This window comes from Sphingomonas sp. AC449 (assembly GCF_979253475.1).
The window spans coordinates 684,296-707,010 of the sequence record NZ_CEEDCZ010000001.1 but is presented as its reverse complement, the minus strand read 5'-3'; the positions used below and the strand labels follow the sequence as shown (position 1 = coordinate 707,010).

Below are 22,715 nucleotides of genomic sequence, written 5' to 3'. Positions count from 1 at the left end.
GTTTTTCAACTGGATCAACATCTGCTTGCGAGCATTTGGTAGCTTGTGCTGACCTTTATTAGCTTGGCGGATTGCGAGTATCGCCACCGACTGGCGATAGCCGGTATCGCAACTCTGGTGCTGCCCCTGGCCGCCCACCGCCGTTTCACCCCATTGAACGGACCAATATAGGCCCACCCATATTACGCGGGTGGTTAACGGCGGTCATCGCCGCCTATCGAGCAACCGTGAGCGACGCCGCGTGCCACGACTCGTGCGGCGCAATGCCCGCCTCGTCTCACGTTCGGGGGCAAAATGGTGTTCGCAGGGAACAACAGCGGGTAGATGGGGTTGGTTCGATCTGGCCGTTGTGGCCGTATCCCGGGAGACGATACATATGACCGATTTTGCCGACCTAGTTGATGGCTATCAGCGATTCCGCACGTCCGACTGGCGGCGTCAGCACGACCGTTGGGAAAAGCTGAAGGTCGGACAGGAGCCGCGCGTGATGGTGATCGCGTGTTCCGACAGCCGGGTCGAGCCCGCGCAGATCTTCGACACGCTGCCCGGCGAGATGTTCGTCGTGCGCAACGTCGCCAACCTCGTCCCGCCGTTCGAAACCGGCGGCGGCTATCACGGTGTATCCGCAGCCGTCGAGTTCGCGGTGACGCAGCTCAAGGTCACCGAGATCGTTGTGCTTGGCCATGGCCAGTGCGGTGGCTGCAAGGCGGCGCTTGCGGGCACCTTCACCGATGCCGAGCGCGGCAAGGGTGGTTTCATCAGCGACTGGGTCCACCTCCTCGACGGTGCCAAGGCGAAGGTCTCGTCGGATCACGCCGATCTGACGTCGACAGAGGCGCGCGAGGCGATGGAGCAGGCAGCAGTGCAGACGTCGATCGACAATCTGCGCACATTCCCGTTCGTTCGCGAAGCGGAAGAAGCCGACCAGCTCGAGATCCGCGGCGCGGTCTTCTCGATCGACGACGGCATCCTGCGCGTCATGAACGAGACCGGCAAATTCGAGCCGGCGCAGCCGCGAGCCGCTGCGTAAGAACCGTGGCCGTCGCCGCGTAAGTCCTTGATCGGCCACCACGCTGATCGTTTAGGGACGGTTCAGACCCCGCCTTGCCGTCAGGCAAGCGCGGGGTCTATGCTGTCGGCTTCCCGTCATGAGGTATTCCGATGCGAAACGTCCTTCTTGTCGCCGCCAGCCTGTCGCTCGCAACCGGCGCGATCGCGGCAGCCGATCCCGTCAGGGGTCTTGTCCCGAGCCCCGCGCTGATCGCCGCGACGAAGGCGGATACGCGCACGGCGAAGACGATCGCGCGCGACCAATATCGCCACCCTGCGCAGACGCTGGCATTTTTCGGCGTGAAACCGACCGACACGGTCGTCGAGATCTGGCCGAGCGGCGGCTGGTACACCGAGATCCTCGGGCCCTATCTCGCGGCGAAGGGTACGCTCTATGCCGCCGCGCCGAACGAAAAGGGTCTCGCGGCGGTGCGCGGCAAGCAGGCGGCGCAGCCCGCGGCCTATCGCTCGGTCAAATATGCGATGTTCCCGCGCGTCGCCGACCAGCCCGCAGTGCCTGCGGGCAGCGCCGACGTCGTGCTGACGTTCCGCAACGTCCACAATTGGCGCTTCGGCGCGGTCGATCAGACGCAGGCCGCGTTCGACCAGATGTTCGCGATGCTCAAGCCGGGTGGTACGCTCGGCCTCGTCGAGCATCACCTGCCCGAGACGGGGACGATCGTCGAAGGCAAGAGCGGCTATATGAAGCGGTCGTCGGTGATCGCATTCGCGACCCGCGCGGGGTTCAAGCTGGCCGCCGAAAGCGCGATCAACGCCAACCCCAAGGATACCCACGACTATCCCAAGGGCGTCTGGACGCTGCCGCCCAACTATGCCGAGGGCGACGTCGATCGGGCGCGCTATGCCGCGATCGGCGAGAGCGACCGGATGACGCTCAAATTCGTGAAGCCGCGCTAAACCGAGATCTTGTACGAAACATCGCGGTTCAAACGAGACACGCGCATTTGGCGCAAACGAAGCGGGCTGGTACGACGGGGCGTGAACCACGGTCTTCCCCTGTCCTCCCCGCCCATGCCGCTGGTCGATCAGCGCCCGCGGCGCCTGCTCGAGCGGCTGCCCTTGCTCACCGACCGGCCGATCGCCGCCTATATGCTGGCGGTCGGCCTGTCGGTCGGGGCGTGCGTCCTGCGCATGGCGAGCGATCACCTGCTGCCGCCCGGCTTCCCGTACCTGACCTTCTTCCCCGCGGTGATCATCTGCGCGTTCCTGCTGGGCCGCGGCCCGGGCACGCTCGCCGCCGTGCTGTGCGGCCTGATGGCGTGGTATTTCTTCATTCCCCCGATCAACAGCTTCGCGCTGGGCGTCGATACCGCGGTCGCGCTGCTCTTCTATGCGGGCGTCGTCACGGTCGACATCATGCTCGTCGACTGGATGCAGACCGCCAACCACCGGCTGCGCGACGAACGCGAGCGTAACGCGGATCTGGCGCTGCGCAGCACGCAACTCGCCGAACGCACCGAGATCCTGTTCGGCGAACTCCAGCACCGCGTCTCGAACAACCTGCAGATGATCGGCGCGGTCCTGTCGCTGCAGAAGCGCGGTGTCACCGATCCCGCGGCGATCCAGGCGCTCGACAACGCCGCGACGCGGTTGACGCTGATCGGTCGCATCCAGCGGCAGCTTTACGACACCAGCGGGTCGCAGATCGCGCTCCACCAATTCCTGCGCGATCTTGCCGCCGACGTGATCGAGGCGGGCGGCAAGCCGGGAATCGCGCACAGCGTCTCCGCGCCCGAGGGGATCACGCTGCCACCCGACGCGCTGATCCCGCTCGCGCTGATCCTTGCCGAGGCGATCGCCAATGCGATCGAGCACGGGTTTGCCACGCGCGACGACGGTCGCATCGCGATCGATCTGGTCGAGGTCGCGGGGCATCTTCACCTCAGCGTCGTCGATGACGGTGCGGGCCTGCCGCCCGCATTCGACCTGCGCACCAGCGTCAGCCTCGGATCGAAGATCGCCACCACGCTCGCACGCCAGCTCGGCGGCAGTTTCGAAGTGCTCAACGCGGACCCGGTCGGCGCGATGAGCATCCTGGTCATCCCCCATCACGACCAGCGAGCACCCACCCGATGATCATTCGCAGCGACGAGACAATCGACGTTCCCTTCGCGACCGGTGGCGTGATGCGGACGCATATCTTCCGTCCGGCGGTCGAGGGGCGCTATCCCGGCGTGGCGTTGTTTTCCGAAATCTATCAGGTCACCGAGCCGATCCGCAGGCTTGCCGCGTTCGTCGCAGGGCATGGCTATTGCGTCGCCGTGCCCGAGGTCTACCATGATTACGAAACGCCGGGCACCGTCCTGCGCTACGACCCGGCGGGGACGGATCGCGGCAATCTGTTGAAGCTGACCAAGCCTGTCTCGGCGTTCGATGCCGATGCGACCGCGACGCTCAACCTGCTGACCGCGCATTCGGCCTGCAACGGGCGACTGGCGACGATGGGCGTCTGCCTCGGCGGGCACCTCGCCTATCGCGCCGCACTCGATCCGCGCGTCACCGCCGCCGCCTGCTTCTACGCGACCGACATCCATAGCGGCACGCTCGGGTTCGGTCGCAACGACGACAGTCTCGCGCGGATGGCGGACCTCAAGGCCGAGACGCTGTTCGTCTGGGGGCGCCAGGATCCGCACGTTCCCTTTACCGGGCGCGAGGCGATCAGGGCCAGGCTCGAAGCCGTCGGTGCCACCTATGAATGGCACGAGGTGAACGGCCAGCATGCGTTTCTGCGCGACGAGGGGCCGCGCTACGACCCTGCATTGTTCGTCGAAGCGACGGGCTGGATGTTCGCGATGTTCCGCCGTGTCCTCGCGTCGTGATCGTCACGGCATAGTCTCATCGCGATCGCCGCGTCGCCTTAGCCCGGAGCTTCTTTGATGAAATCGATAGTGTTCAGCATGGCGATGATTGCGACGGCAGCGCCCGTATCCGCGCAGGAAAAGGACGCGGCGCCCGCGCCCGCCGCCGCGCCCAGCGATGCCGAGCAGCGGCTCCGGACCGACTGGGCATGGCTCGGGCGCTATCAGGCCGCGAACGCCGCGCTGCCCGATGCCGCACGCGGGGCGCAGCGCATCGTCTTCATGGGCGATTCGATCACCGAAGGCTGGGTCAGCCAGGCGCCCGATTTCTTCGCCGGCAAGAACCGCGTCGGGCGCGGGATCAGCGGGCAGACGACGCCGCAGATGGTGCTGCGCTTCCGTCAGGACGTGATCGACCTCAGGCCGGCGGTCGTGCACATCATGGCGGGCACCAACGACATTGCCGGGAATACCGGCCCGATGTCGCCCGACCAGACCAAGGCCAATATCCGGACGATGACCGAGCTCGCGCGCGCGCACGGTATCCGGGTGATCCTCGCGTCGATCCCGCCCGCGGGTGGCTTCCCGTGGCGGCCGGGTCTTGCGACCGCCGACCCGATCATCGCAATGAATGCCTGGCTCAAGGCCTATGCGGCGTCCAACAACGCGACCTACGCCGATTACTGGACCGCGCTCCACGACGGCAAGGCGATGCGCGCCGCACTCGCCTCCGACGGCGTGCACCCGAATGCGAAAGGCTATGCCGTCATGGCGCCGGTCGCCGACAAGGCGATCCGCGCTTCGCTTGCCACACCCGCGCCAAAGGCGATCGCGCGGTAGGGCTCAGGCCGGCCAGAGCCGCGCCGCGCCGCGGACGCCCGACGAATCGCCCCAGCGCGCCGGGACGACGCGCCCCTTCCAGTCGCGGCCGAAGCTGTAGCGACTGATGATCGCCGGCAGCGGGTCGTAGATCGCCGCGACGTTCGACATGCCGCCGCCCAGCACGAACACGTCCGGGTCGACGATATTGGCGACCATCGCCATCGCGCGACCGAGCCGGTCGACATAGGCGTCGAGCGCGGCGACCGCGTCGGGGTCGCCCCGTTCGGCCGCGACGACGATCGCCGGGCCATCGAGCGTGACGCCGGATCGCCTCACATAATCGTTACGAAACCCGGTGCCCGACACCAGCATGTCGAGGCACCCGTGCAGACCGCACCAGCAGGCCGGCCCGGGAAACTCGTCCGCGGTCATCCACGGCAGCGGGACATGGCCCCACTCGCCGCCCATGCCATTGGCGCCCTCGACGATCCGGCCGTCGACCACCAGCCCACCACCGACCCCGGTGCCGACGATGACGCCGAACGCCGAGCGCGCGCCTGCCGCGGCACCATCCACCGTTTCGGACAGCGCCATGCAATTCGCATCGTTCGCCATGCGTACCTCGCGACCCAGTGCCGCCTCCAGATCCTCGCGGAAACGGCGGCCATTCAGGAAGGTCGCGTTCGAATTGCGCATCAGGCCGTCACGCGGGCTGATCGAGCCGGGCGTACCGATCCCGATCGTGCCCCGACCGCCCGCCTCGCTCTCCGCCTGCGCGATCAGCCCGCACAGGTCCCGGATCGCCGCGTCATAACAACCGGGATTGGGCGTCCGTACCCGCGTCAGGAATTGACCATCGGCGTCGAGCGCCGCGGCCTCGATCTTCGTGCCACCGAAATCGATACCGATCTGGATCACTGCATCCCACTCCACTTTTTCTTGCGCTCACCCAGCAGTGTCGCTCGATAAAGTCAATTTGCTTTACTGATCAACCCTTGATCAGGATAGCATCGGAGGGAAGAATCCGGTCGAGGAACGGCAGGATTGCGGCGCCGACGGCGGGCGCATCCTGTGACAGCATCGCGCGGTGGATCGGCGCGATCGTCGGGATATTCGGTGCGGCGACGGTCAGCTTGCGGTATGCATCGCTCGCGAGCCGGTCGAGCACGTCATCGGGCAGGCGACCGCCGATCAGGACGGCGGCGGGGTTGATCAGGCAGTTGACCGCGGTCAGCGCGGGCACGAGCGCGCTCGAGGCCTCGTCGAGCCAGCCATCGACATGCTGTGCATAGGCGGCGGGAAACGCCTGCGTCGTCTCCACCGTGTCGAGCTCGAGCCCCGCATGCTCGAGCCGCGCCGAGAGCGCCGACAGCGACACGACATCCTGCAACACGCGATCGGCCGCACCGTCGAGCGGCAGGAACCCGATCTCGCCGCTGCGCGCGCCGGCGCCGCGGTAATAGGAGCCATCGATCACCACGCCGCCGCCAAGACCGGCGCTCACCAATATGTAGAAGAAGCTTGCATGGTCGTGGCCGCTGCCGAACTGCGCCTCGCCGATCGCTGCCGCCGCGGCGTCGTTATCGATATGCACCGACCAGGGCACCGCATCGCCGAGCAGCGCCTTAAGATCGACATCGGCCCAGCGTTCATAGCCGGCAGGCCGATGCGGCATCGACACGCGACCGAGATCGTCGGGAAGCGCGACGCCGACGCCCAGCACGCGGTCCATCCGGACCTTGCCCGACGCCCGGATGTCAGCGACCCCGTCGCGGACGAACGCGACGATGTCCTCGGGCATTGCGAACGAGACCTGGCGCGTCACCCGCGACCGGACGGTGCCTGCGAGGTCGAGCGACACCAGGGTCACATGGTCGCGGTCGATATTCAGGCCGATCGCGAAACAGCCATCGGGATTGATCCGCAACCGCACCGCGGGCTGTCCACGCCCGCCATGGCGCCGCCCCGCATCGATGATCAGGTCGGCCTCGAACAGCCGCCCCGTGATATTCGCGATCGTCGGCGCGGTCAGATTCGTCATCGTCGCGATTTCGGTACGCGTGATATCGGGGTGACGGCGAATGACCTGCAGGACGACGCGCTGGTTATAATCCCCCGCCCGTTCGAGGTTGGTCCCCGACAGGCTTGGCCCGAGACGAACCGCGCGCTCGTCTGCCGTCACACTGCTGCCCATCTGGGGCTGGTAATCCGAAAACGCCACTGTCTGCCATCTCCCCAACGACGCTATGGGGCGACAGTCGGGCATCGTCCCGAACCGGTCAAATAAATAAGGCAAGTTGCGCATCGTGGGGCGCGCCGGAGCACGATCCAGTGGCTGGGATGGCGGCATCTGGCACGCCGTCGCGGCACCGTTCCGGCGCTGTCGATGCCACGTCGCACTTGGCGAGATGCTATGGTATCCGCCGTCAATTCAATCCTTTGTGGAAGAACGGTTGCATGATTACACGGCTTGAGGATCTGGAGCGGGTCCGTACCGAGTGCCGCGCGCTCGTCACCAAGCGCTCGCTCGTTTCGGCGGGCGCCGCGGTCGTCCCCGTGCCGGGAATCGATCTGGTCGCGGACGTCGGTCTGCTCACATCGCTTTTGCCGCAGATCAGCGCGAAGTTCGAACTTGATCATGACCAGGTTCAGAAGCTCGAGCCCAAGATCGCGCAGCAGGTCCTGGTGATGGCGTCCAGCGTGGGCAACAACGTGATCGGCCGCACGGTCACCAAGCGGATCGTCACGAGCCTGCTACGCCGTGTCGGCGCCCGTGTGGCCGCCGGATCCGTCGCCAAGTTCGTACCGTTCATCGGCTCCGCGGTCGCCGCGGGGATCAGCTTCGGCGCGATGAAGCTGGTCGGGAACACGCATATCGAGGATTGCTACAAGACGGCACGCGCCTTGCTGCCAGGCGCGACGCTCGATACGCCGGGTGCCGGCACCGCGTCGCATCGCTGACGCTCCATACACACGAACGGGATCCCGGCATGGCGAAACAATATTGGGCGCAACTGATCGACTTCGACGAGGAGATGGAATCCGCGTGCATCTCCGGCGCGACCGACCACGAGGATGCAGCCGAGACGCTCGTCGCCGATTTCGTCGGGGCGATGGGCGGCGAGATCACGCAGGGCGCGGTCCGCGTCTGGGTCCAGGGCGGCGACGTCGAGAAGGTCTATGACTGGAAGGTCGATCTCGTCATGCCCGAGGGCGATGAGGGCAATGCCAGCGCGGACGACGACGAGATCGAGGTCGAGGCGGAAATCGAGCTCATCCAGCGCGTCTGATCCGGCGCGTTTGATCCACAAGCGTGCGGGGCAGCGCCCCCGCACGCTCGGCGGCTCAGCCGCCGCTGGCGATCTTGTCGAACCCGCGTTCGAGGATCTGCCCGACCAGCCGGTCCCGCGAGGGGCCCGTGCGCTCGCCCAGGACGACCGCGATCAACCGCGTGTTGCCCCGCTTCGCCGATGCCGCAAGGTTGAACCCCGCCTCGACGGTATAGCCCGTCTTCAGTCCATCGACGCCCGCAAAGGCGCCGAGCATGTGGTTGTGGTTGAGCAGCCTGCGCGTGCCCCAGGTGAAGGACCGCGTGCCAAAATACGCATAGCGGCGCGGATGCTTGTCGATCAGCGCCTTCGAGAGCAGCGCCATGTCCGTCGCGGTGGTCGCATTCGCGCCCGGGAGGCCGGTGACGTTGGTGAACGACGTATGGTGCATCCCGAGCGTCCGGGCCTTGGCGGTCATCTTGCGCGCGCACCCGGCCTCGGTGCCCCCGAGCTTTTCGCCGAGCGCCACCGCGACATCGTTCGCCGAACTCACCGCGATCGCACGGATCGCCTCGCCGACGGTCAGGCTTCCCCCGGGCTTGAATCCGAGCCGCGACGGCGGCTGGTTCGCCGCCGCGCGCGAAACCTTGACCGTATCGGTCAGCTGCAGCCTGTCCGCATCGAGCGCATCGAACGTCAGGAACAGCAGCATCATCTTCGTCAGCGACGCAGGCCGCCGCACCAGGTTGGCGCTCTGCGCGTACAGCACGCGCCCGTCGCTCGCATCGATCAGGATGGCCGACACCGTCCGCGTCGACGCCACCACCAGCGGTGGGCCGGTATCGACGGCCGGGAGCAAGGGCGCGGGCTGCGGGGCGGGCTGAGGAGCTGCCATCGGTCCCGCGGGTCCCGGGAACGACGTTCCCAGATACGCTGACGCCTGATCGGCGGGCGCGTCCCGCGACTGTGTGGCCATCGCCGTCGCCGCTGGCATCGCGAGCGCGGTCAGCGCGCAGACATGGATCGACAGTCGCGAAAGGCGGCGGCCGGTCGCGGTCGGTGATACCGTCGCCGGTCTCACTCCGGCTCCGTCTCGTTGGTCGTCGGAGCATCACCTGCGGTATCGGGGGCTGCGTCCTTCGTGGAAGACCCGTCGCGCGTCACCCGTGCGGTCATTCCCGTCGCATCCGCGTCGTCCTGCATCTGGACGTCGGGCGCGATCTCCGCCGCGGGCGGGGCCTCGGCCTTGACCTCCGCGGGAGGCGGCGCCTCGGGCTCGGCGGCGACGGGCGCGGTTTCCTCGGCCGGTGCCTCTTCCTCGTAGGACATGTTTTCGGTCACCGGCGGCGCCTCGGGCTCGGAGCGCGAACAGCCGCCGAGCACCGCCGTCATCATCGTTGCCGCAACCGCGAAGCCGATCCCGGTGGTCCGCTTGCCCATGCTGTATGTCGTCATGTTCATTACCCTTATCGTGCCGCCAATGCCTGGCGAGCGGAGCGTGCCTCGATCTTGGCGGCGAGCTTGGCGTCCCAGCTATAGGGATCGGCGCGGAAATTCATCTGCCCGTTCCCACTGGCAAACGCCGTCCAGTAGAGCAGATAGACCGAGACCGGCTTGGCCAGCCGTGCGCGGACCGTATCGCCCTTCGTCACGGTCGCGGCGATCGCCTCCGACGTCCATTGCGGATCGCCCGCCAACAGCCGCTCGGCAAGTTCGCCCGGCTTTTCGAGCCGGACGCAACCATGGCTCGCCAGACGGTCGAAGCTCGCAAACTTCGCGCGCGACGGCGTGTCGTGGAGATACACCGAATAGGGATTGTCGAAGTCGAACTTGTAGCGTCCCAGCGCGCTCTGGTTCCCCGCCGACTGCTGCAACCGCGTGCCGCCGATCACCTTGAAGCCGTTCCGCTTGAGATACCCGGGATTGGCCTTCTCCTTGGGCCACAATTCGCGCGTGGCGATCGAGGTCGGCACGTTCCACGGCGGATTGATGACGACGCTGTGGATCGTCGAGGTCAACATCGGCGTCTCGTCGCCCGGCCGGCCGGTCACGGCGCGCATCGAGGTGACGGGCTTGTCGCCGTCGAACACCGTCAGCACCGCGGCGGCGATATTCACCTGGATACGATCCTTGGGCAGCTCCTGCGGCAACCAGCGCCAGCGCTCCATGTTCGCCATGATCTGGCGGACGCGTTCGGTGGCCGACACGTTGAGCGCGGCAAGCGTCTGGACCGACACGATCCCGCTCGGGTTCAGCCCATAACGGCGCTGGGCCCGGCGAACGCCGTCGAGCAGCGCGGCGTCATAGCGGTCGCCGCTGGTCGAGACCGCCTTGTCCTCAACCGCGAGCCGCTGGCGCAGCGCGACGACGCGCGGGCCGCTTGCGCCGATCGTCATGTCCGGACCCGATGCGAGCGCCGACCATCCTCCCGACGCTGCGATTTCGCGGTAGCGCTCGAGTCCGGCCTTCAGCCCGTCATAGCCCGAATAGGGCGGCGGCAGCGCCGCGAACCACGCGACGATCCGGTCCCGCCGTACCGCGTCCGCAAAACCGGGGAGCGGATCGAACGCGGGCGGACGCATGCCCCAGTCCTGCTGGAAATCGGCCTCCGACAGGCGCCCGGCATGCACCGCACGCGCATGGTCGAGCGCCTGGCGGACGAGCGTGTCGTTGTCGACGTCGAGCACCAGCGTCGGGCGCGCAACCGCAAGCCCCTGCCCCATCGTGTCCGACGCGAGCAGCTTCTGGAGCTGCTTGACCTGCGATTCCGACAGCGTCGGGAGCGCGACGGCGGGCATGACGGGTGCGGGGACGTAGGTCGGCGGAACCTGCGGCGGGGCGACCTGCGGCTGAAGCAGCTGCGGCGGCACGAGCTGTTGCTGCGCCGACGCGGCCGCGCCGGCGCCGAACGGCACGATCAGCGCGGCGATCACGCCAGTGCCGAGCAGCCGGGCGGGCGTCCGGCGCAGCACGCCGCGCAGCTTGGACTCGATCGTCACCGCCGGCAGGGCATCACGGATATCGCCGGGCGTGACGGACAAAAGGGTCTTTGAAAGGCTTTGCATGGCTTCCCTATAGCGTTCGCGCCCTGCGTCGCACGGGCAATATCGCTGCAACCTGAATAAACCGCGTCGACACCGGTAAATATGCACCGGCGCGCGGAGATTTCAGCAGTGATCTCAACGGCGTTCGGCATCCGTTTTCGCGCGCTCGATCTGGAACGCCTCGCCTGCGTTCCACACTGGCCACGACCGTCCCTGCGCGACCTCGCGGCCCAGCGCATAGGCGACGCTGCCCTCCTGCGCTGCGCCGGTGAGATCCCAGCGCGCATCATATTCGTCGCAGGTCTGGTGATAGCATCGCGCATTGAACGCACTCCGCTTCGCCTCGCCCGCCGCCGCACCGCCATCGACCAGATCGCGGCCGGCGCGGAAATACACGCCGGGCACGCCCTTCTGCGCCAGCGCGTAATGATCCGAGCGATAGAACCATCCCGCCTCCGTGTTTTCCTCGGGCACGATCCGCAGCCCCTGCGCCGCCGCGACCCGCGCGAGGTCCGCCTCCATCGGCGTCCGTCCGACCCCGATCAGTTCGAGATCGCGTGTACGGCCGAGCACGACGTGCGGATCGAGGTTGAACTGCGCGGCCGTCGTCGCAAGCGGCAGGACGGGATGATCGGCGTACCAGCTCGCCCCGAGCAGCCCCTTTTCCTCCGCCGTCCACAGCGCGAACACCACCGACCGGCGTGGTCGCGCGGCGCCGGCGTAGGCCCGCGCGATCTCGAGCAGCGTGGCGGTACCCGTCCCGTTGTCGATCGCGCCGTTGCGGATCCGGTCCGCGGGCGGGTCGAACGCGTTCTCGCCATATGCATCCCAGTGCGCGCCATAGAGGATGCTGCCCGCGGCGGGATCGGTTCCGGGCAGCACGCCGACGACATTGTGGCTCTCGACATGCTCGATCCGTGTCTCGACGCGCGCCGAGAATGCTGCGCCCTTGAGCTCGATCGCCGCAAAGTCCGCACGCTGCGCGGACCGCTTGGCCGCGGCATAGTCGAGCCCGCCCTGCTTGAGCAACGCGACGCCGATATCGTTCCGGATGTTGCCGCGCACCCCGAAGGCGGGCGGGACCGCGCCGGTATCGAGCGCATAGCCGGGGACCGCATCGCCATTGGCGATCTGGAGCCAGGGATAGCTCGCCGGAAACGTCTCGTGGATCGTCAGGAACGCCGCCGCGCCGCGCTTCTGTGCCTCGTTCAGCTTGGTCCGTGCGGCGGGGCTCGATGCGCGCCCGCCAAATCCGAGGTCGCGCCCGGCCTCGACATCGGGATCGCCCGCAAGCGCCACGACGACTTTGCCGCGAACGTCGACACCGCGATACGGGTCATAGCCGAGCTTGGGCTCGACCACGCCGTAGCCGACGAACACGATCGGCACCGTGTCGAGTTGCGTCGCGCCAACGATCCGCGACGAGGCGGCGATCTCGACGCCGGGGTTCAGCGTGACATCGCGGCGACCGAGCCTGAGCCTGAACGCTGCGCTGTCACGCGTCCAGCGCAGCAGTGGCACGCGCTGGCGGAAGCTGGAGCCGGCGCCCGCCTTCAGTCCCAACTGCCTGAACCGCGCCTCGAGGAAGTCGAGCGTGATCGGCTCGCCGGACTGCGTCGGGCCACGGCCATGGAAGGAATCGTCGCTGAGCGTGCGAATATCGGCCTTGATCCGGTCCGCGGACAGGATGGGCGGGCCAGGATCGGCGGCAGCGGTCAGCAGCAACAGCGGAAGAAGTCTTTTCATGCGTGCAAATTGCCCTCGAAACGGCCCGGGAACAAGCGGTGATCGGTCAACTTCACTGTCTTGTCAGCGATTTAATCGGGCTGCTCTATCGAGCCGCGGATCATCCCGGGATACGGACGCTAACCCGGCGGAAGCGCGCCTCGATGAAGCTGTAGACGCCGAACAGTCCCAGCCCGATGCCGGTCGCCGCCAGCAGCCACTTCCCGCCCGGCTGATCCTGCAGCATCGCGAGCGCGTCGGCCATGCCGCCCGCCTCGGTGGCGTGCGACTGCCAAGCCGCCACGGCGAAGAACCCCGCGACGATCGCGAACACGACCGCGCGCGCACCATAGCCCAGCCGACCCATCGTGCAGACATAGGAGGGCAGTGACGAATCATTGTGCAGGTCGTGGACGAAATCGCCCTTCCAGGCCTTTTTCGCCTGCATCAGTGCTGCCGCGAGGATGCCGATCGCGACTGCTGCCACCAGAAACCGTCCGAGCGGCACGGACAACAGCCACGCGGTCCAGTCGCGTGCGCTGTCGTCGCCAGGCGATCGGCCGCCCGATCCCGTCGCCGGATGCAGCGCCAGCCGCGCCGCCGTCCAGGCCAGGATCAGGTGCGCGACGCCGCTGACGACATGGCCGATCCGCTTCACCGCACCCTTGGCATCCTGCATGATCCGCTCCGGATCCGCGATCGCCTCAGTCAACCGCCATATCGCATAGCCCAGCAGCCCCGCCGCCACGATCGCGAGGATCACCACGCCCAGCTTCTCGTCCGCGAGCGACCCGATCGCGCCCTGATTGTCGGCAATCGTCCCGCCGCGCATCGCCGCATCGACCGCGAACCAGCCGACCAGCAGGTACACCAGGCCGCGTGCGGCAAAGCCAAGCCGCGCAAGCTGCGTCGCGCGTGCATCCGAAATCGTCACCGCATTCCCCCGGTTCGTTACGCGTGCACAACACTCGGCATGACGCGACGTTCCGGCGGGGATCAGGCGGGCCCTAGTCGCCCCAGGCCGCGACCGGCGGCAGGGCGCCTGTTTCAGGCTTCGCGAACAGATACCCCTGACACAACCGCACGCCGAGCGCGCGCAGCGTCGCGAGTTCGCCAGGCGTCTCGATCCCCTCGGCAAGCGGCTCGATCCCGAGGTCCGCGCCGAGCGCGACCACCGCCGCAACGATCGACCGCTTGACCGCCGACGTATCGATATCGCGGATCAGCATCATGTCGAGCTTGATGACGTCGGGATGCAATTCCGCGAGCAGCCCGAGCCCGGCATAACCCGCACCGAAATCGTCGATCGCAGTCGTGAAGCCCTGCGCGCGATAGGCCGCGATGATCCGGCGGACATGCGCCACGTCCTGCATCCGCTCGTTCTCGGTGAATTCGAACATCAGGTTGCGCTTGTCGAACCCGACGCGCGCCGCCGCCGCCAGCGTCGCGCGGATGCACGCATTGGGCTCGTACACCGCGTTCGGCATGAAATTGATCGACAGCTTGATGTCGCCGCCGGGTACGAACAGCGCACCGGCCATCTCGACCGCCCGGACCCGGCATGCCTGGTCGAACGCATAGATCATGTCCGCCGAAACCTGGTCGAGCACCGTCTGCGCGCCCTCGCCACCGGCACCGCGAACCAGCGCCTCATACGCCCAGATCTTGCCGGTCAGGATGTCGATGATTGGCTGAAACGCCATCGTGAAGCCGAAGGGCACCCCGCCTCCGCTCCGGCAGGCGCCGCAACGCTGCGTACCGCCTGCAGCGTTCTGCGCATTCCGCCCGACGGCGACACGGTCCATGAAGCTCATCGTCAATTCCAGGCGCACGTCGGCGAAATACGGTCATGAGGAACGGCGCGACCACGCCCCGCACTTTCTGAATGCAACTCATGTATATTGCATGGATTAATAAACCGTCTTGGCGATGGCCCAGCCTTGTGCGCCCGCGGTCGCAATCCCGGATCAGTTGACTGGGGGCTTGCGACGATAGCTCAGCGCCTCGGCGATATGGATCCGTGTCACCTCGGGCGCGCTGGCGAGATCGGCGATCGTCCGGCCGACGCGGAGGATCCGCGTATAGCCGCGCGCGGTCAGCCGCATCGCCTCGGCCGCCTGCGCGAGCAGCTTGCGACCCGCAGCATCGGGCGTCGCGACGGCATCGAGCACGGGGCCATCCGCCTCGGCATTGGTCCGCACGGGATGATCCCGATAGCGCTCGACCTGAATCGCGCGCGCTGCGGCGACGCGTGCACCGACCGCCGCCGACCCTTCCCCCGCGGGCGGCATCACCAGATCCGCCGCCGTCACTGCCCTGACCTCGACGTGCAGGTCGATCCGGTCGAGCAGCGGCCCCGACACCTTTGCCTGATAATCCGCAGCGCAACGCGGCGCGCGTGCACAGGCGAGGCTCGCATCCCCCAGATGTCCGCATCGGCACGGGTTCATCGCGGCGATCAGCTGGACGCGGGCTGGAAACGTGACGTGCGCATTGGCGCGTGCGACGCTGATCGTACCGGTCTCGAGCGGTTGGCGCAGCGAATCGAGCACCGCGCGCTGAAATTCCGGGAGCTCGTCGAGGAACAGCACGCCGAGATGCGCGAGGCTCACCTCGCCCGGCTTGACCTTGAGCCCGCCTGTAAGGCACGTATACCGGTTTGCACTGCGCACCCGCCCCCGCCCGGCTCGGCTCGCACTGACGTTTGCACTAAGGCGCGCTGGGCATTGCACTACATTTGCATACAAGTTCCGCGATAGCATCGGCGCGAAACCCGTTCTGCCAACCTCCTTTTCCCATAAGCGTGACAGTCGTTCGCTAATACGCCCTCGCTTACGCCGCAATGTCCATCGATCATGGCAGTCAGCAAGTGTCCGGATAACGGTTTACCTTGAAGCATTTCGGACACGACCTACCATTAAGTCGATGTAGACTTACCCCGCTGAAAGTCGCATTACCGGTTTCAGTGCACATAGATTGAAGTGACTGGCCAGCATGGGGTTTGCCAAGCGATGAAGGATGCCGAAGACCAATTAGGGCCTATAACTGTAGACGCGGCAGACATGTCCGACAGTCAAATGAAAAAGGCTCTTGAACGAAAGCCCATTATCGACTCACTGTTAACGTCTAGCCAAAATACTGGTGCGCAGGTTCGCGAAGCAGCAGGAAAACTCCATTGCTCGTCAAGGACGGTTTGGTATCTAATCAAACGTTATGGGGCAACCCGGCGCCTTGTCGATCTTGCTCCTAGACGAAGCCACGGGCGCAGCGGCATGACATTCATTAAACCTGGGGTGGAAGACGTCATCTCTGAGGTCTTAAATCGATTTCATCTCAGCCGCATGCGACCAACGGTGACTCAGACCGTCCTTGAGATCAGACGCAAATGCGCCTTGGCGGGTCTTCCGCTTCCTGACGAAGGCACAATCAAACGCCGGCTAAAAAAGATTCCGGATATCGAAATCGTAGCGGCCCGGGAGGGCAAGAAATTCGCCCGCGAACGATACAAGGCGATGCCAGGGAAAACGCTGGATACTCAATGGCCACTTCAAAGGGTTCAGATAGACCATACGATGGTCGATTTGATCGTTGTGGACGAGTTAAATAGGCAACCATTGCGACGGCCCTACCTGACGATAGCAATAGATGAGTTTTCGCGCGCAATTCTCGGCTTCCATGTGAGCTTAGAGGCGCCTTCTGCGACGTCTGTCGGCCTCTGCCTCGTTCATAGCATCTTGCCAAAAGACCAGTGGGCGGGTCGAATAGGTCTACAGTTTGACTGGCCGATGCACGGGCGACCGGACTGCCTTTACGTCGACAATGGCTCTGACTTTCATTCCGAGGCGGTGGAGAAGGGCTGCATCGCTTGGGGGATGAATATTGAATACCGCCCGCCGGGAATGCCGCATTTCGGAGGCATCGTCGAACGTATGATGCGGACTGCTATGGGTGCGGTCAAGATATTGCCGGGAGCGACCGGCGGCTCAATCGCCGAAAAAGGAGACCGCGACCCTAATGCCGGCGCGGCTATGACATTAAAAGAGTTGGAGCGCTTTTTCGCAACTTTTTTTGCCGGTCAATATCACCGAACTCCCCATACTTATCACAGCAAGACGCCCAATACTCGTTGGAGAGAAGGCATCTTCGGCACCGCGTCTCAACCTGGGCGAGGCATCCCACCATTAATCAATGACCCGGAACGCTTATTGATCGATTTCTTACCCCTCGAGCGTCGGCGCATCACGCAACGCGGCATTCGCTGGGGCGGCGTGCATTACATGGACGATGTTTTACGGGAGTACATGGGTTCAAATCACGTTGATCCATTCGTAGTTCGACGAGATCCAAGAGATATCTCGGCTATCTGGTTTTTATCGCCGAATGATGGTCGCTACTATCACATCCGTTCCCGAGATATTGCTAGGCCGTCAGTATCTCTTTGGGAGCTCGAAGCGGCACGCCAAAAAGTGAGATCGGAAAGAAAGTCTGACTATGACGAGGCCGCCCTGTTTGAGGCCGTCGAAGCGCAGCGTAGCATCGTCGAAAGGGCCGCGGAAAGTAAAGCCGCTGCTCGAAAAGGTCGTCTCGCCGTTGAAAGGCGCGCACGAAACGCAGAAGGCACCCGCGCATCGTACGAAGAGCACGGTGACAATCTCGCCCGTTCCAGCTCCCATAGGCCTTGGAGCTTCTCGAAAATGCCTGATTTGCCAGAAGATGATATTTTTGAGATCGACGAATGACGGACGATCGCCGCCTTTCAAAAACGGCGCGGGATTTACTCGGTTCGACTGCCGAGACGCGGATCAATGCGATTCAGCGAATCCCTTTTATATCCTACGCAGCGGCAAAACTTATCCGAGCGCGGATGGAGCAAATTGTCATTGCGCCAAGGTCGCACCGGCCAGCAAGCATGTTAATTGCCGGTTCCACCAACAATGGAAAAACAATGTTGGTACAAAAATTCGTTGAATCACACTCTTACTGCGATGATCCTAACGCAGATGCGTCATTAGCATCAGTTCTTTACGTACAGATGCCCCCCACCCCCGATCCGCGTCAATTCTATATGGCGATACTAGACCGGTTGCAAGCTCCAGTACGAAGAACTGCTGCTTTGAGCCAGCTTCAAAGTCAGACAATACGGCTTCTCGGCCTGGTAGACACTAAGGTCCTAGTCATCGATGAGATTCATAACATACATGCCGGCAGAATAGAACAACAGCGAGGTTTTCTAAATCTTCTCAGGTACATTTCCAATGAGCACGGTATTCATCTCATCGCTTGCGGATTAGCGACATCTGTAAGAGCTCTACAATCTGATGAACAACTCGCGAACCGTTTCGAGCATTGGCCCCTACCTAAGTGGCGGGTCGACGGCTACACCAAGGCGCTATTAAACACGATCGAGACGGTCCTACCGTTACAAAAACAGTCAGGCTTATCCGATCCCGAATTGATTAATCGTATCGTTGGCCTTTCGGAAGGCACGATAGGAGAAATAGTAAGATTGATATTGTCCGCTGCTTGTGAAGCAATCCGGTCTGGGCAGGAATTCGTAGATAACGTACTTATCGACGAACTTCGGTGGATTCCTCCGAGTGAACGTCGCACTGCCGCGGAGCACGTGCTTGGAGTGAGAACGTAAGTGTCTCAACTCCTACCCTGGCGCCCAAAGCCGTTTGATGACGAGCTTCTCTCATCGTGGTTACGACGTGTCGCGTATGGCAACTCATCTAAGCTACATACATTTTGCCATCTGAAGTGGCCCGGCCTTCAAATATGGAACAGGGATTTAGACTCGTTAGGATCTGAGTCTTTCATTAACGACCTTTGTTTGATGACGGGAACGGCTGAAAACCGAGGGCATGCTACATCACTGAGATCTCTGGAAGGTATCGTAATTGATAGACTCAGATTGACCGGCCTCACGCGTTGGATCCTGCCTCTGGGCATCTATCATCGAACCAGGAGACGCTCTGGACAGCAATGGTGCCCTTCCTGCCTAAAAGAAGGAAAGGCTCCATATTATAGAAGGGCGTGGCGATTGGGATTCTCTACGACGTGCTCTAGGCACGGATATGTATTAGCAGATCGTTGTCATCAGTGTGCACAACCAGCATCTCCTCATCGGGGGGAGGACCCATACTGCAACCATTGCTCCACCGATCGTAGGGATCATCCGACGACGTTCGGGGACGCCCTGACACTGCAGCTCGAACATCGCATGCGAGCAATATGGTTAGGCCCGCCCTCCGCCATGCCGGAGCTTGGATGTGGGCACCCGCTCAGCTATTTTGCGCTCGTCCGTCAAATTCTAAGCATCGTGACCTCTAACCCCCGAGCCAGTCGACTCAGGGATGTCGTTTGTCGAGAACATGGCTTAGATTCGGCGCCCCCCCTATTTGAGTCGAAGCTGCCAATGCCTGAGTTTCTTTCGGTTGTTGAACGCCATCGTATGATGGCAATCGTAGCTCGGCTTCTTCAGGGCTGGCCCTTCAAATTTGCCGCGTTTTGTGCGGAAGCTGGGATGTGGCGATCATGGGCCGTCCGAGGCAACTCCGGAGTCCTGCCGTTCGCTTACGATGCAGTTGTTGATACATATTTGACATCACCTGACGCGCCGCCTCGCAAACTAAAGCCCGTGAGCTTACTATCGCGGCCCCACGGTCGTCCTTGAATAGCGATGCAATTCGTGTTCGTAATCGTCCGTGTTGGCGTCGTTCCACGGCTTCGGTCTGAGAAGCTATCACACGCCATGCGAGGTGCCGTCGTTTTGGTTGGCTCCTGATAGGAAGCGGCATGATCGGTTGGGGAATTACAATTTATCGACAGCCGCCGGGGGACTATCCTTTGAGGCTGAACCGTACATCAGTGCTGGCCAACTGGAAGGTTGGGTCAAGAGGTACAATCTGGCTTGATCAACTGGTCGAGCACGGGGAGGCCCAGCTGCTGAAGGCCGGTGGTTATCCCAACCTGTACACCGCGTTGGCGGGGTCGATAGTGCCGCTATTTCTTGGAGAGGTACCTCCAGCAGAGGACGACGTGCCGTGGCGTATGCCACGAGAAATTACTATCAAGCTCGCTGAGCTGGAGCTGTGCCAGGCCGACGAAGTGCTGACCATCACGGCGTGGGATCAGAGCTGAAGGCTGGCCACTGGCCACTGGCCACTGGCCACTGGCGGGGGAGATAACCATTCGCTTACTTGTGAAGCGTGATAACAGTTGCCCAAGGTAATCTTATACTCACGGTTCAGACACCTCTTCGTAACAGCCTGCGCGCCGCAGTTGGCGGACGATCCCGTTGAACGCCGCGGTTACCCCTTGCGCCCTGCCGATCTCGTTTTCCTGCCGGGCGGCGTCCCAATAAAGTTCGAGCGGCCAGCGTTCCGGGCAGTGCGGCAGGAGGCAGCGGAGCGCCAACCGGATCTCGACGACATCGACGCGCGCGTCCGAGCAGCGCGCAACGCCGCCCCGCAATATATGCACCGATAGCGCGATGACAACGCGTTGATGGCGGACGAGCTTGGCCATCAATGAAAGTCGTGAGATTTGAACTTCACGACAGCTTCCGGGTCCATGCCGTCCGCATGGGGCGGCCAGTAAGAGTTACGCGGGTTCGGGTTCCAGCCCTTGTCGCCGCGGTCGGGGGAGCCGGCATGTTTTGCGCCATCACCGCGGCCGGTCCGGTGCAGGAACGACATCTCGCCGACCCGGTGCAGCAAATCCCCATGATCGATGATCCGGTCGCAGATGACGTGGATGACCTCGCCCTCCTTCTGCACCCTGCCCTTCATGCCGATCATCGACGCGGACATGACGGTACGGCGTTGGCGCTCGAACCGATCGGGCCACAGGATGCCGTTGGCGATCCCGGTCTCGTCTTCGATCGTGATGAACAGAACGCCTTTGGCAGACCCCGGCTTCTGGCGAACGAGAATGATGCCGGCGACCTCGACATGGCGTCCATCGCGGATGGTGGCCAGGTCCGCGCATTTGGTTACGCCACGCCTGGCCAGCTCATCGCGGACGAAGGTCAGCGGATGCGCGCGCAGCGAGAGTTGCAGCGCGCGGTAGTCCTCAATCACCTCACGACCGTCGGTCAGTGGCCGTAGTTCGACATCAGGCTCAATCCCTTCCGCGCTGACGGCCTGGTCGGCGCGGTCGGCCGCGGCGAACAGCGGCAACGGCGCTTCGCCGAGCCCCCTCACCTTCCACAAGCCCTGCCGACGATCGGCACCGAAGCTGTGAAAGGCATCGCCGTCGGCGAGCTTCTCGATCGCCGCGCGCTGCACGCCCGATCGCCGCCATACGTCTTCGACGCTCTCGAACGCGGTCAGCTCGCGCGCACCGACGATCTTCGCGCCATCTGCGTTGGACAGCCCGCGGATCTGCCGAAGCCCCAGCCGTACGGCGAGGTACCGCCCGCCATACGGCTCCAGCGTGCAGTCCCAACGGCTTGCGTTCACGCAAGGGGGGCGAACCACGACGCCATGTTCGCGCGCATCGCGCACGATCTGGGCGGGTGCGTAGAACCCCATCGGCTGCGCGTTCATCAGGCTCGCGCAGAACACGTCCGGGTGATGATGCTTCATCCACGACGAGGCGTAGGAGATCTTGGCGAACGACGCGGCGTGACTCTCGGGGAAGCCGTAAGAGCCAAAGCCCTCGAGCTGACGGAAGGTGCGCTCGGCAAATTCACGCGGATAGCCGCGTTCGACCATGCCCCCGATGAGCTTTTCGCTGAAATGGCTGACACCGCCTGTGAACTTGAACGTCGCCATAGCGCGGCGCAGCTGATCGGCTTCGGCTGGCGTGAACCCGGCACCGACGATCGCGACCTTCATCGCCTGTTCCTGGAACAGGGGCACCCCGAGCGTCTTTTCCAGCACCGCGCGCAGCTCGGGCCGTGGGTATTCCGGCTTCTCCAGCCCTTCGCGCCGGCGCAGATACGGGTGGACCATGTCGCCCTGGATCGGTCCCGGTCGCACGATCGCCACCTGAATGACGAGGTCGTAGAAGCGCCGCGGTTTCATCCGCGGCAGCATGCTCATCTGCGCGCGGCTTTCGATCTGGAAGGTGCCGAGCGTGTCGGCCTTCGAGATCATCGCATAGACGTCGGGATCGTCGTCCTGCAGATCGGCCAAACCGACCCGCAGCCCCTTGTCCGCCTCAAGCATGTTGAAGGCGCGGTTCATGCAGCCAAGCATGCCGAGACCCAGCACGTCGACCTTCATGAACTTCAGCGCATCGATGTCGTCCTTGTCCCATTCGATGATCTGCCGATCTTCCATCGCCGCGGGTTCGATCGGGACCAGATCGTCGAGACGGTCATGGGTAAGGACGAAGCCACCTGGATGCTGGCTCATATGGCGCGGTACGCCGATCAGCTTGCGGGCCAGTTCGAGCGTGAGGCGCAGGCGACGATCGCCGATGTCGAGGTTCAATTCGTTGACCTGCTTTTCGCCGACGCCTTCGGCCGACCAGCCCCACACTTGCCCTGCCAATGACGAGGTCAGATCCTCGGGCAAGCCGAGCGCCTTGCCGACGTCGCGCACGGCGCCGCGCGCCCGGTAGCGTGTGACGACCGCGGTCAATGCCGAGTGGTTGCGGCCATAGGTTTCGTAGATCCACTGGATGATCTCTTCGCGGCGTTCATGCTCGAAATCGACGTCGATATCGGGAGGCTCGCGGCGCTCGCCCGATACGAACCGTTCGAACAGCAGCTCGTGCTTGATCGGGTCGATCGAGGTGACGCCGAGCACGAAGCAGACGCAGCTGTTGGCGGCCGAGCCGCGGCCCTGGCACAGGATGCCCCGGCGACGGGCTTCGCGGACGATCGCGTAGACGGTCAGGAAATACGGCGCATACGCCAAGCCCCTTCGCGCGGAGCAGCTCGGCCATGTCGCCGAGCAGATCCTGCATCACCTGCGCGATCGCGTCTGCGGTGACGATCGGTTCGAGCAGCCGGCGCTCGACGACCGGCATGA

General features: G+C 64.1%; 20 protein-coding genes and 2 pseudogenes. 11 read left to right on the top strand and 11 right to left on the bottom strand.

Features of this window, described 5'->3' with window-relative positions; all coding sequences use genetic code 11:
- The first annotated feature begins 376 nt into the window (after window positions 1–376).
- From AC0CH3_RS03565 to AC0CH3_RS03545, 5 genes are all read left to right on the top strand, one after another.
- Window positions 377–1,030 (top strand): carbonic anhydrase, encoded by a 654-nt coding sequence (locus tag AC0CH3_RS03565; protein ID WP_333993907.1) that lies wholly within the window; start codon window positions 377–379, stop codon window positions 1,028–1,030.
- A 131-nt stretch (window positions 1,031–1,161) separates the two neighbouring features.
- A complete protein-coding gene (locus AC0CH3_RS03560) occupies window positions 1,162–1,968 on the top strand; it encodes a class I SAM-dependent methyltransferase (protein WP_354302053.1) in 807 nt (268 codons plus the stop codon).
- Window positions 1,969–2,049: 81 nt separating this feature from the next.
- Entirely contained in the window at window positions 2,050–3,147 is a 1,098-nt protein-coding gene (locus AC0CH3_RS03555; protein ID WP_465237616.1) for a sensor histidine kinase, read from the top strand.
- The gene (locus AC0CH3_RS03550) at window positions 3,144–3,890 is read left to right on the top strand and encodes a dienelactone hydrolase family protein (protein ID WP_465237615.1); all 747 of its coding nucleotides are present in this window, start codon (window positions 3,144–3,146) and stop codon (window positions 3,888–3,890) included. Before AC0CH3_RS03555 ends, AC0CH3_RS03550 begins: the two co-directional genes overlap by 4 nt.
- 57 nt (window positions 3,891–3,947) lie before the next feature.
- On the top strand, window positions 3,948–4,709 hold the full coding sequence (locus AC0CH3_RS03545; protein WP_354302047.1) for an SGNH/GDSL hydrolase family protein: 762 nt from the start codon (window positions 3,948–3,950) through the stop codon (window positions 4,707–4,709).
- Window positions 4,710–4,712: 3 nt separating this feature from the next.
- On the opposite strand, the gene AC0CH3_RS03540 is transcribed toward AC0CH3_RS03545, so the two are convergent.
- Together AC0CH3_RS03540 and AC0CH3_RS03535 are read right to left on the bottom strand one after the other, a co-directional pair.
- Complete coding sequence (locus AC0CH3_RS03540) at window positions 4,713–5,609, bottom strand: ROK family protein (RefSeq protein WP_056018534.1); 897 nt, start codon at window positions 5,607–5,609, stop codon at window positions 4,713–4,715.
- Between the two features lie 70 nt (window positions 5,610–5,679).
- A complete protein-coding gene (locus AC0CH3_RS03535) occupies window positions 5,680–6,885 on the bottom strand; it encodes an ROK family transcriptional regulator (RefSeq protein WP_457326543.1) in 1,206 nt (401 codons plus the stop codon).
- A 263-nt stretch (window positions 6,886–7,148) separates the two neighbouring features.
- Here AC0CH3_RS03535 and AC0CH3_RS03530 point away from each other — a divergent pair, with 263 nt between their 5' ends.
- Both AC0CH3_RS03530 and AC0CH3_RS03525 read left to right on the top strand, forming a co-directional pair.
- Entirely contained in the window at window positions 7,149–7,652 is a 504-nt protein-coding gene (locus AC0CH3_RS03530) for a hypothetical protein (protein WP_354302043.1), read from the top strand.
- 29 nt (window positions 7,653–7,681) lie between these two features.
- Window positions 7,682–7,981, top strand: a complete 300-nt coding sequence (locus tag AC0CH3_RS03525) for a hypothetical protein (RefSeq protein WP_354302041.1) — start codon at window positions 7,682–7,684, stop codon at window positions 7,979–7,981.
- Between the two features lie 55 nt (window positions 7,982–8,036).
- Here AC0CH3_RS03525 and AC0CH3_RS03520 read toward each other — a convergent pair whose 3' ends face one another.
- The 7 genes and pseudogenes from AC0CH3_RS03520 to AC0CH3_RS03490 form a co-directional block, all read right to left on the bottom strand.
- Window positions 8,037–9,041, bottom strand: coding sequence for a D-alanyl-D-alanine carboxypeptidase family protein (locus tag AC0CH3_RS03520; RefSeq protein WP_354302039.1), 1,005 nt, complete (start codon window positions 9,039–9,041; stop codon window positions 8,037–8,039).
- Window positions 9,038–9,415 carry a hypothetical protein gene (locus AC0CH3_RS03515; protein ID WP_354302037.1) on the bottom strand — a complete coding sequence of 126 codons (378 nt, stop codon included), beginning with the start codon at window positions 9,413–9,415 and terminating at the stop codon, window positions 9,038–9,040. The genes AC0CH3_RS03520 and AC0CH3_RS03515 overlap by 4 nt, the downstream gene beginning before the upstream one ends.
- Window positions 9,416–9,426: 11 nt before the next feature.
- Window positions 9,427–11,025, bottom strand: a complete 1,599-nt coding sequence (locus tag AC0CH3_RS03510; protein ID WP_333993924.1) for a L,D-transpeptidase family protein — start codon at window positions 11,023–11,025, stop codon at window positions 9,427–9,429.
- Between the two features lie 114 nt (window positions 11,026–11,139).
- Window positions 11,140–12,750, bottom strand: coding sequence for a M28 family peptidase (locus AC0CH3_RS03505; RefSeq protein ID WP_333993926.1), 1,611 nt, complete (start codon window positions 12,748–12,750; stop codon window positions 11,140–11,142).
- Between the two features lie 100 nt (window positions 12,751–12,850).
- Entirely contained in the window at window positions 12,851–13,663 is an 813-nt protein-coding gene (locus AC0CH3_RS03500) for a DUF1206 domain-containing protein (protein ID WP_354302035.1), read from the bottom strand.
- 73 nt (window positions 13,664–13,736) lie between these two features.
- Window positions 13,737–14,534 carry an EAL domain-containing protein gene (locus AC0CH3_RS03495; RefSeq protein WP_354302033.1) on the bottom strand — a complete coding sequence of 266 codons (798 nt, stop codon included), beginning with the start codon at window positions 14,532–14,534 and terminating at the stop codon, window positions 13,737–13,739.
- A gap of 162 nt (window positions 14,535–14,696) precedes the next feature.
- Window positions 14,697–15,503: pseudogene (locus AC0CH3_RS03490) on the bottom strand (ATP-binding protein); the annotation flags it as partial.
- A 237-nt stretch (window positions 15,504–15,740) separates the two neighbouring features.
- Between AC0CH3_RS03490 and AC0CH3_RS03485 the strand changes: the two are divergent.
- The 4 genes from AC0CH3_RS03485 to AC0CH3_RS03470 all read left to right on the top strand — a co-directional run bounded on the left by AC0CH3_RS03485 (window position 15,741) and on the right by AC0CH3_RS03470 (window position 19,872).
- Window positions 15,741–17,468 carry a transposase gene (locus tag AC0CH3_RS03485; RefSeq protein ID WP_465237614.1) on the top strand — a complete coding sequence of 576 codons (1,728 nt, stop codon included), beginning with the start codon at window positions 15,741–15,743 and terminating at the stop codon, window positions 17,466–17,468.
- Complete coding sequence (locus AC0CH3_RS03480) at window positions 17,465–18,373, top strand: TniB family NTP-binding protein (protein WP_465237613.1); 909 nt, start codon at window positions 17,465–17,467, stop codon at window positions 18,371–18,373. Before AC0CH3_RS03485 ends, AC0CH3_RS03480 begins: the two co-directional genes overlap by 4 nt.
- A complete protein-coding gene (locus AC0CH3_RS03475) occupies window positions 18,374–19,405 on the top strand; it encodes a TniQ family protein (protein ID WP_465237612.1) in 1,032 nt (343 codons plus the stop codon).
- A gap of 122 nt (window positions 19,406–19,527) precedes the next feature.
- Window positions 19,528–19,872, top strand: a complete 345-nt coding sequence (locus AC0CH3_RS03470; RefSeq protein ID WP_465237611.1) for a hypothetical protein — start codon at window positions 19,528–19,530, stop codon at window positions 19,870–19,872.
- A gap of 99 nt (window positions 19,873–19,971) precedes the next feature.
- Here the strand turns inward: AC0CH3_RS03470 and AC0CH3_RS03465 are convergent, their stop codons facing one another.
- Together AC0CH3_RS03465 and AC0CH3_RS03460 are read right to left on the bottom strand one after the other, a co-directional pair.
- Window positions 19,972–20,259: a hypothetical protein gene (locus AC0CH3_RS03465; RefSeq protein ID WP_332756706.1), complete on the bottom strand. Its 288-nt coding sequence runs from the start codon at window positions 20,257–20,259 to the stop codon at window positions 19,972–19,974.
- Window positions 20,259–22,601: pseudogene (locus AC0CH3_RS03460) on the bottom strand (error-prone DNA polymerase); the annotation flags it as partial. The pseudogene AC0CH3_RS03460 and the gene AC0CH3_RS03465, both read right to left, overlap by 1 nt.
- Window positions 22,602–22,715 lie beyond the last annotated feature (114 nt).